Source organism: Erythrobacter sp. (assembly GCF_023653175.1).
GTDB lineage: Bacteria > Pseudomonadota > Alphaproteobacteria > Sphingomonadales > Sphingomonadaceae > Erythrobacter.
On record NZ_JAMNXL010000159.1, the window covers coordinates 1 to 8,099 of the forward strand.

The following is an 8,099-nucleotide window of genomic DNA, read 5'->3' on the forward strand; positions in this document are numbered from 1 at the left end:
GACTTCCTCGATTTCCTTGTTGTAGATGTCGCGGATCGCACGCTTGATGAGGTCGCTGTCCGAGTGGATCAGCGCAGGGGCGACCGAGGCGAGAGTGTTCTCGCGGATCTCGTCCCATACGCGGGCGAGGTAATCGAAGTCGCGCTTGATCTCGGGCTTGGTGCGGCTCATGCCGGCGGTGCGCACGATCAGGCCCATGGTCCGGGGCAGCTTGAGGTCCGAGACCATGTCCTTCAGCCGCTTGCGATCGCTGGTCGAGCTGATCTTGCGGCTGATCCCGCCGCCGTGCGACGAGTTGGGCATCAGCACGGTGTAGCGCCCGGCGAGGCTGAGATAGGTGGTCAGCGCCGCACCCTTGTTGCCGCGCTCTTCCTTGACGACCTGGACGAGCAGCACCTGACGGCGCTGGATGACGTCCTGGATCTTGTAGCGGCGGCGCAGCGCCATGCGCTTGGCGCGCACTTCGTCGACCTGCTTGGCGCGGCTGCGGCCGCCCTTGTCCCGTCCGCCGTTGTCGCCGCGATCACCCTTGGCACCGCCCTGACGGCGGCGACCACGGCCGCGGCCGCGACGTTCATCGCCGCCTTCTTCGCCGTTCTCGCCGGAGGTTTCTTCGCCTTCGCCTTCGCCCTCATCGTCGGAAGCCTCGTCGTCCGAACCTTCTTCCTCGTCCGATGCGCCGCCTTCGATGGTGGCGACGTCGTCCTTGTCGGAGGTGTCGACTTCCTCGACGCCGTTCTCGGCGAAGTCCTCGGCCAGCGCCTCGCCGCTTTCGTCCTCGGCGTCATATTCGCCGCCGGGCGAGATGCCTTCGTCCTCGTCCTCGGCGCGCAGCCGCTCTTCTTCCTCGGCGGCCTCGGCCTCTTCGGCGAGCAGCGCGTCACGATCCGCCTTGGGGATCTGGTAGTAGTCGGGGTGGATCTCGCTGAAGGCGAGGAAGCCGTGGCGATTGCCGCCGAAGTCGACAAAAGCCGCCTGCAGCGAGGGCTCGACCCGGGTTACCTTGGCGAGATAGATATTGCCCTTGATCTGCTTGTGTTCGGCAGATTCAAAGTCGAATTCCTCAATCCGGTTGCCTTGCAGAACCGCCACCCGGGTTTCTTCCGGGTGGCGCGCATCGATAAGCATGCGCGTTGCCATTCAAATGTCTCCATGCGCCCGGCCTTGCCCGCGAACGGACGTGAAGGGGGCGCGCATATTGTGGTGAACCGGCGCGCCCGAAGGCCTTGCCGGAAGGGAAAATCGCGCTGTGAAGGCCGGAGGCGCTCGGCGCGAAGCTCGTGTCTGCAGTGGCGAGCGTGCGGCCAGGTGCCGCGCCTTCTCCCGCACCGGCACAAAGGCGCAAATTGCGCGTGGTGCTGGTTGTCCGGGAAAAGCGATCTGTCACTGCATCAACCTGTACTGGACCGGGGTGCGAAGAATGTCGTGTCCCCGGAAGCAAGAGGCGGGCGGGAGTGCGCATGTGCGCCCTGATCCGCGCCTCTATGACAACATCGCTAGCACTGTGGGGCCAGCCCCGCAACTCTATTGCGTTTGCAAGCCCCGAGCCCGTAAGCCGCAAAGCGCAATGAGTTATCGCACCCTCCTGTTGATCGTTCTCCTCCTGCCCGCGGCACTGCTTGGCGGCGCCAAGGCGCTGGGGCTGGTGATCCCGGTGCCGATCTGGGGCCGCGAATATGTGCTCCACTTCCCCTTCGCGGACGAGGCTGCCGCGCCGCTCGAACTGCCCGGCGTCGAAGGCCCTGAGGATCCCACGCGCCCGCTGGTGGTGATCGATGCCGGGCACGGCGGGCGCGATCCGGGCGCAGTCGGCACCGACGCCGACGGCAGGCGCTTCGAGGAAAAGGCCATCACCCTCGCCATCGCGCTGGCGCTGCGTGACGAGCTGCTCAAACAGGGCGGCGTGCGCGTCGCGCTGACCCGCGCCGACGACCGCATCGTGCCGCTCCCCCACCGCCCCGAGATCGCCCGGCTGCTCGAGGCCGATCTGTTCATCTCAATCCACGCCGACAGCGCAGGCGATCAGAACGACACCGTCAGCGGCGCGAGCATCTACACGCTTTCGAACGAAGCCTCGAGCGAGGCGGCGGCGCGCTTTGCCGCACGTGAGAACGACGCCGACCGATTGAACGGCATCACCATCGCGGGCGCGAGCAAGAATGTCAGTGCGATCCTCGTCGAGCTGTCGCAGCAGCGCACCCAGGAGGATGCGCTGGCTTTTGCGGGCCTCGTGCTGCGCGAGGGCGAGAGCGCGCTCGCCTTCGTCCCCCAGCCGCGCCGCTCGGCCGCGCTCGCGGTCCTGCGCGCGCCCGATGTGCCCTCGGTATTGTTCGAAAGCGGCTTCGTCACCAACCAGACGGACCGGGCACAGCTCACCACGCCCGAGGGCCGGGCGCGCTATGCCGGGGTGCTGGCGCGCGCGATCCGGGTCTATTTCGCGCGCCGTGCCGAGACGCCCGGGGACGGGGAATAGGTTTGCAATCGCGCTAGCCTTGGCGCGGTGCAGCGTGCTAGTTGGCGCCCGCCAATGACCGAAACCACTCCCTCTTCCGACCAGCTTTCGACCTGGGCCTACCTGCGCTACCGCGTCAACCGCGACATTGGCGCAGGGCTCGCCTGGTTCGGCGCGCGCTGGAAACAGAGCCGGCTGTTCCGGCTTGCCGCGATCGCCTTCGGGGTGTTCCTCGCCCTGTGGCTCGCGCTGTTCGTGTGGCTCGCCAGCGACCTGCCCGAGGCCGAGGCGCTGCTCGATTACGAGACCCCGCTGCCGACCGTGGTGCGCGGGATGGATGGCGAGATCATCCATTCCTACGCCCGCGAACGCCGCGTGCAGCTGCAATATGCCGATTTCCCGCAGAAGCTGATCGAGGCCTATCTCGCCGCCGAGGACAAGACCTTCTTCAGCCACGGCGGGGTCGATTTCCTCGGCACGGCCAATGCGGTGTTCGACTATGCGACCAAGGTCGGCTCGGGCGAGCGCGCGGTGGGGGGCTCGACGATCACCCAGCAGGTCGCCAAGAACCTGCTCTTGGGCGACGAATATTCGGTGACCCGCAAGCTCAAGGAAATGATCCTCGCCGGGCGCATCGAGCAGGTGCTGACCAAGCAGGAGATCCTCGAGCTCTATCTCAATGAAATCCCGCTCGGGCGGCGCTCTTTCGGGGTGCAGGCGGCCGCGCGCGCCTATTTCGACAAGGACGTCGACCAGCTCGAACTGCACGAGATGGCCTTCCTCGCGATCCTGCCCAAGGCGCCCGAGCGTTACGGGCGCAAGGGCCAGGAAGACGCGGCACTCGAACGCCGCAATTTCGTGCTCGACCAGATGGAGAAGAACGGCTTCATCACCGGCTCCGAACGCCGCGCGGCGGCCGCGCAGCCCCTGGGGCTTGTCACCCAGCGGCGCGAACGCAGCGTCGATGCGGGCTATTTCCTCGAAGAAGTGCGCCGCGAGCTGATCGCGCGCTTCGGCGAGACGGCGGAGAAGGGGCCGAACTCGGTCTATGCTGGCGGACTGTGGGTGCGCACCAGCCTCGATACGCAGATGCAGCTCGCCGCGCGCGACGCGCTGAGAGAAGGCCTGCTGCGCTACCACGGCGGTCGCGCCTGGGCAGGGCCGATCGCCACGCTCGACCTGTCGGAGGGCAATTGGGCGAGCCAGCTGCAATCCTCGCCGCTCGGCATCAGCTACAAGGACTGGCGGATCGGCGTCGTCACCCGCCGCAGCGGCCAGAACGCGACGATCGGGTTCGCCGATGGCAGCGAGTCGCCGCTGATCGGGCTGCCCAATGCCCTCAAGGCGGGCGATGTCATCGCCGCCAGCCCCTCGGGCAGTGGCTTTGCCGTGCGCACCATCCCCGAGGCGCAGGGCGCGCTGGTGGTCGAGCAGGCGCAGACCGGCCGCGTGCTGGCCATGCAGGGCGGTTTCGACAACCGCCTGTCGGACTTCAACCGCGCCACCCAGGCCAACCGCCAGCCGGGCTCGACGATCAAGCCCTTCGTCTATGCCGCCGGGCTCGATAACGGGATGACCCCCTCGACCCAGGTCGATAATTCGCGCTTCTGCTACTATCAGGGCGCAAACCTCGGCGAGAAGTGCATTCGCGGATCGGGCAGCGGCGGGCAGCACCCGATGCGCTTCGGGCTCGAGCAGTCGCAGAACATCATGACCGTGCAGATCGGGATGACAGCGGGCATGCCCAACGTCGTCAAGGGGATCGAAAAGGTCGGGATCGGCAAGTTTCCGGCCTATCCCTCGACCGCGCTGGGAGCAGGGGAGACGACGCTGGTCAAGATGGTCGCGGCCTATGCGGCGCTGGCCAATCACGGACGGCTCAATCCGCCGACGCTGATCGACTATGTGCAGGATCGCCGCGGCAAGGTGCTGTGGCGCGCCGATGCCCGCGAGTGCCGCGGCTGCAACATGCCCAAGTGGGACGGCAAGCCGATGCCGCGCTTCGGGGTGATGGGCACGCAGGCGATGGACGCGCGCACCGCGTTTCAGGTGATGCACATGCTGCGCGGCGCGGTCAGCCGCGGCACGGCGACCGTGCTCAACCCGCTCGGCCTGCCGCTGTTCGGCAAGACCGGCACCACCACCGGCCCCAAGGACGTGTGGTTCATCGGCGGCACCCAGCAAATGATTGCGGGCGCTTACGTGGGCTTCGACCAGCCGCGTAACATGGGCGGCTATGCCTATGGCGGCACGATCTCCGCGCCGATCATCAAGAGCCTGATCGAGAAGACCAAGCTCAGGTGGTCCGATCTTCCCCCCGTCGCCCCCACGGGCGTGCGCATGGTGCGGATCGACCGCCGCTCGGGCAAGCGGGTGTTCGATGGCTGGCCGACCGATGATCCCAAGTCGGCGATCATCTGGGAGGCCTTCAAGCCCGATACCGAGCCCGAGCGCTACACCCGTCAGGATGCAATCGCCGCCAAGCGCAACGAAATCCTCGCGCTGATCCGCGCCGGACGCCAGAGCGCGGCGGCCGCCGTGGTCGATACGCCGCCCGAGGAAGGCAGTGTTGTCGAGGAAGGCGGGCTTGACTGACGCGCCGCCCGATTTTGGCCGGAACCGCTGGCTGGGCTGGCGGGTTGGGGAGGGTATGAACCGCTTCATCCGATCCGTCGCCGCGCTGGCTCTTGCCGCGTTGATCGCCACCACCGCCTCGGCCGAGCTGAAACGGGACGCCACGGCCCCGCTGTTCACCACCCGCGCCGCGCTGGCGGGCAAGGAGTTCGGCTTCAGCCTCAAGGCGGCGCTCGCCAAGGGGCCGGTGGTGCTCTATTTCTACCCCAAGGCCTTCACGCAAGGGTGCACGCTCGAGGCCAATGCCTTTGCCGAGGCGATGCCGCAGTTCAAGGCCGCCAGGGCCACGGTCATCGGCATGTCGGCCGACGATATCGCGACCCTCAAGGATTTCAGCCGCAAGGAATGCCGCGATGCCTTCCCGGTCGGGGTCGCCTCGCCGCAGATCAGCAAGGCCTATGACGTGGCGATGGCCTCCGGGCTGACGCGGCGCACTTCCTACGTGATTTCGCGGGATGGCCGGATCGTTGCGGTCCATTCCAACGCGGACTACCGCGACCATGTCGCCAAGACGCTTGCCGCGGTGCGGATGCTCGGGACGTAGCGCGAGGGGGCGCAGGCGCTTTACAATCGCGCCCGCAACGCTAAGCGCGTCGGCCTCATGTTGCTTTTCGCCACGAAGGACTGACCGATGCGGGCCGAGGCCCAGGCATACATCAACCGGATCGAAGCGGCCCTCGCACTGGTGCGCCTGTCGCTCGACTGGGAGCGCGCGCTGCGGCGCCTGGACGAGCTGAACGCGCGGGTGCAGGACCCGAACCTCTGGGACAATCCCAAGCAGGCGCAGGCGATCAGCCGCGAGCAGAAGACGCTCGAGACCGCGGTGAACACCGTCAACGAAATCGCCGCCGAAATGGCCGACGCGATCGAGTTCATCGAACTGGGCGAGGCAGAGGGGGAGGACACCATCGTCGATGATGGCCTCGCCACGCTCGCCGCGCTCGCCGACCGGGCCGATGCCGACAAGGTCCAGGCGCTGCTCTCGGGCGAGGCGGACGGGAACGACACCTATCTCGAAATTCACGCCGGTGCGGGCGGCACGGAGAGCCAGGACTGGGCCGAAATGCTCCTGCGCATGTACGCCCGCTGGGCCGAGCGGCGCGGCTTCAAGGTCGAGACGGTCGAGTATCAGGCGGGCGAACAGGCCGGGATCAAGTCGGCGACCCTACATATCAAGGGCGAGGGCGCTTATGGCTACGCCAAGACCGAAAGCGGCGTCCACCGCCTCGTCCGCATCAGCCCCTATGACAGCTCGGCGCGCCGCCACACCAGCTTTTCGAGCGTGTGGGTGTTCCCGGTGATCGACGATACCTTCGAGATCGACATCAACCCGGCCGACCTCAAGATCGACACCTACCGCGCGAGCGGAGCGGGCGGGCAGCACGTCAACACGACCGATTCGGCGGTGCGCATCACCCACCAGCCGACCGGCATCGTCGTGGCGAGCCAGCAGGACCGCAGCCAGCACAAGAACCGCGAAATCGCGATGAACATGCTCAAAGCGCGCCTCTACGAAGCGGAGATGCGCTCGCGCGAGGAAGCGGCCAGCGCCGAACACTCGGCCAAGAGCGACATCGGGTGGGGCCACCAGATCCGCTCCTACGTGTTGCAGCCCTACCAGATGGTCAAGGACCTGCGCACCGGCGTGGTCTCGACCTCGCCCGACGCGGTGCTCGACGGCGCGATCGACCCCTTCATCTCGGCCGCGCTCGCGCAGCGCGTGACGGGCGAGACGGTCGAGATCGAGGACGTGGAGTAGGCCATGGGCCGCATGCGGCATGCGATTCTGCCCGCTGCCGCCACGCTCGGCGTGGCTCTGCTGGCCGGTTGCGACGCGATCGCGCCCGCAGCCTCGGACCGCCCCGAAACCGCTCTGCAATTCCCCGCGCCCGACCGGCCGGTGGCCGCGGTCGTCTCGACCCAGTTCTCCAACGAGGACGCGCGCGACGAGCGCAACGAGGCGCAGGTGGTAATGGACCTTGCCGACCTGCGCCCCGGCATGACCGTCGCCGACATCGGCGCGGGCGAGGGCTATTACACCGTCCGCCTTGCCGAACGCGTCGGCGCGGACGGGCGCGTGCTGGCGCAGGACATCAGCCGCGAGGCGCTCGACCGGCTCGGGCGAAGGGTGGAACGTGAGCGGCTCGAGAACATCTCGATCAAGTTCGGCGATATCGACAACCCGCAGCTTCCGCCCGACAGCTTCGACCGGATCTTCATGGTGCACATGTACCACGAGGTGACCGAGCCCTATGCCTTCCTGTGGAACATGTGGCCCGCGCTCGGCAATGGCGGGCAGATCGTGGTGGTCGAAAGCGACAGCCCCGTGGGCCGCCACGGCCTGCCGCACAACGTGCTGTTCTGCGAGTTCGAGGCAGTCGGCTATGTCCTCGTCGAATATATCGAGCGGCCCGACATCAAGGGCTATTTCGCCCGTTTCGAGCGCGGCCGCGAACGCACGGCGCCGGACAAGATCAAGGTATGCGATGCCGGCTGACGGCGCGCAGGCGCCGAGGTTGCCGAGCGGGGCTCCGCGCACTATGGCAAGAATTCGAAATACCGCGCCACAGTGGCGCAGAGGGGATCTTCATTGTTCAAGGGATTGAGCCCGATCGTCTACGGCGGGCGTGAAGTGTGGCCGCTGGTCGAAGGCGGCAAGGGAGTGTCGGCCACCAACCACGCCAGTTCGGGCGCATGGGCGGCCGCGGGCGGGATCGGCACGGTAAGCGCGGTCAACGCCGACAGCTATGACGAGAATGGCAACGTCATTCCCCAGATCTACCATGGCCGCACCCGCGAGGAGCGCCACCAGGAGCTGATCCGCTACGCCATCGAAGGCGCCGCGACGCAGGTCAAGAAGGCCTACGAGATCGCGGGCGGCAAGGGCGCGATCAACATCAACGTCTTGTGGGAAATGGGCGGGGCGCAGGCCGTGCTCGAAGGCGTGCTCGAACGCACCCGCGGCATGGTGACGGGCGTCACCTGCGGGGCGGGGATGCCCTACAAGCTCGCC

The 8,099-nt window shown here is 67.2% G+C and carries 6 protein-coding genes and 1 pseudogene; 6 read left to right on the forward strand and 1 reads right to left on the reverse strand.

Annotation, left to right across the window (positions count from 1 at the left end):
• Nucleotides 1–1,140, reverse strand: a 1,140-nt coding sequence (locus NBV68_RS15105) for a ribonuclease E/G (RefSeq protein WP_296311222.1), incomplete at its 3' end; no start/stop codon positions are given.
• A gap of 427 nt (nt 1,141–1,567) precedes the next feature.
• On the opposite strand from NBV68_RS15105, the gene NBV68_RS15110 reads away from it, so the two are divergent.
• The 6 genes and pseudogenes from NBV68_RS15110 to NBV68_RS15135 form a co-directional block, all read left to right on the forward strand.
• The gene (locus NBV68_RS15110; protein ID WP_296311225.1) at nt 1,568–2,473 is read left to right on the forward strand and encodes an N-acetylmuramoyl-L-alanine amidase; all 906 of its coding nucleotides are present in this window, start codon (nt 1,568–1,570) and stop codon (nt 2,471–2,473) included.
• A 54-nt stretch (nt 2,474–2,527) separates the two neighbouring features.
• Nucleotides 2,528–5,047 (forward strand): transglycosylase domain-containing protein, encoded by a 2,520-nt coding sequence (locus NBV68_RS15115; protein ID WP_296311229.1) that lies wholly within the window; start codon nt 2,528–2,530, stop codon nt 5,045–5,047.
• A 55-nt stretch (nt 5,048–5,102) separates the two neighbouring features.
• Complete coding sequence (locus tag NBV68_RS15120) at nt 5,103–5,630, forward strand: peroxiredoxin (RefSeq protein WP_296311237.1); 528 nt, start codon at nt 5,103–5,105, stop codon at nt 5,628–5,630.
• Nucleotides 5,631–5,717: 87 nt separating this feature from the next.
• Nucleotides 5,718–6,845: a peptide chain release factor 2 gene (prfB, locus tag NBV68_RS15125; protein WP_296311232.1), complete on the forward strand. Its 1,128-nt coding sequence runs from the start codon at nt 5,718–5,720 to the stop codon at nt 6,843–6,845.
• Nucleotides 6,846–6,848: 3 nt separating this feature from the next.
• The gene (locus NBV68_RS15130; RefSeq protein ID WP_296311234.1) at nt 6,849–7,583 is read left to right on the forward strand and encodes a methyltransferase domain-containing protein; all 735 of its coding nucleotides are present in this window, start codon (nt 6,849–6,851) and stop codon (nt 7,581–7,583) included.
• A 93-nt stretch (nt 7,584–7,676) separates the two neighbouring features.
• Nucleotides 7,677–8,099 (forward strand): annotated as a pseudogene (locus NBV68_RS15135) (nitronate monooxygenase); the annotation flags it as partial.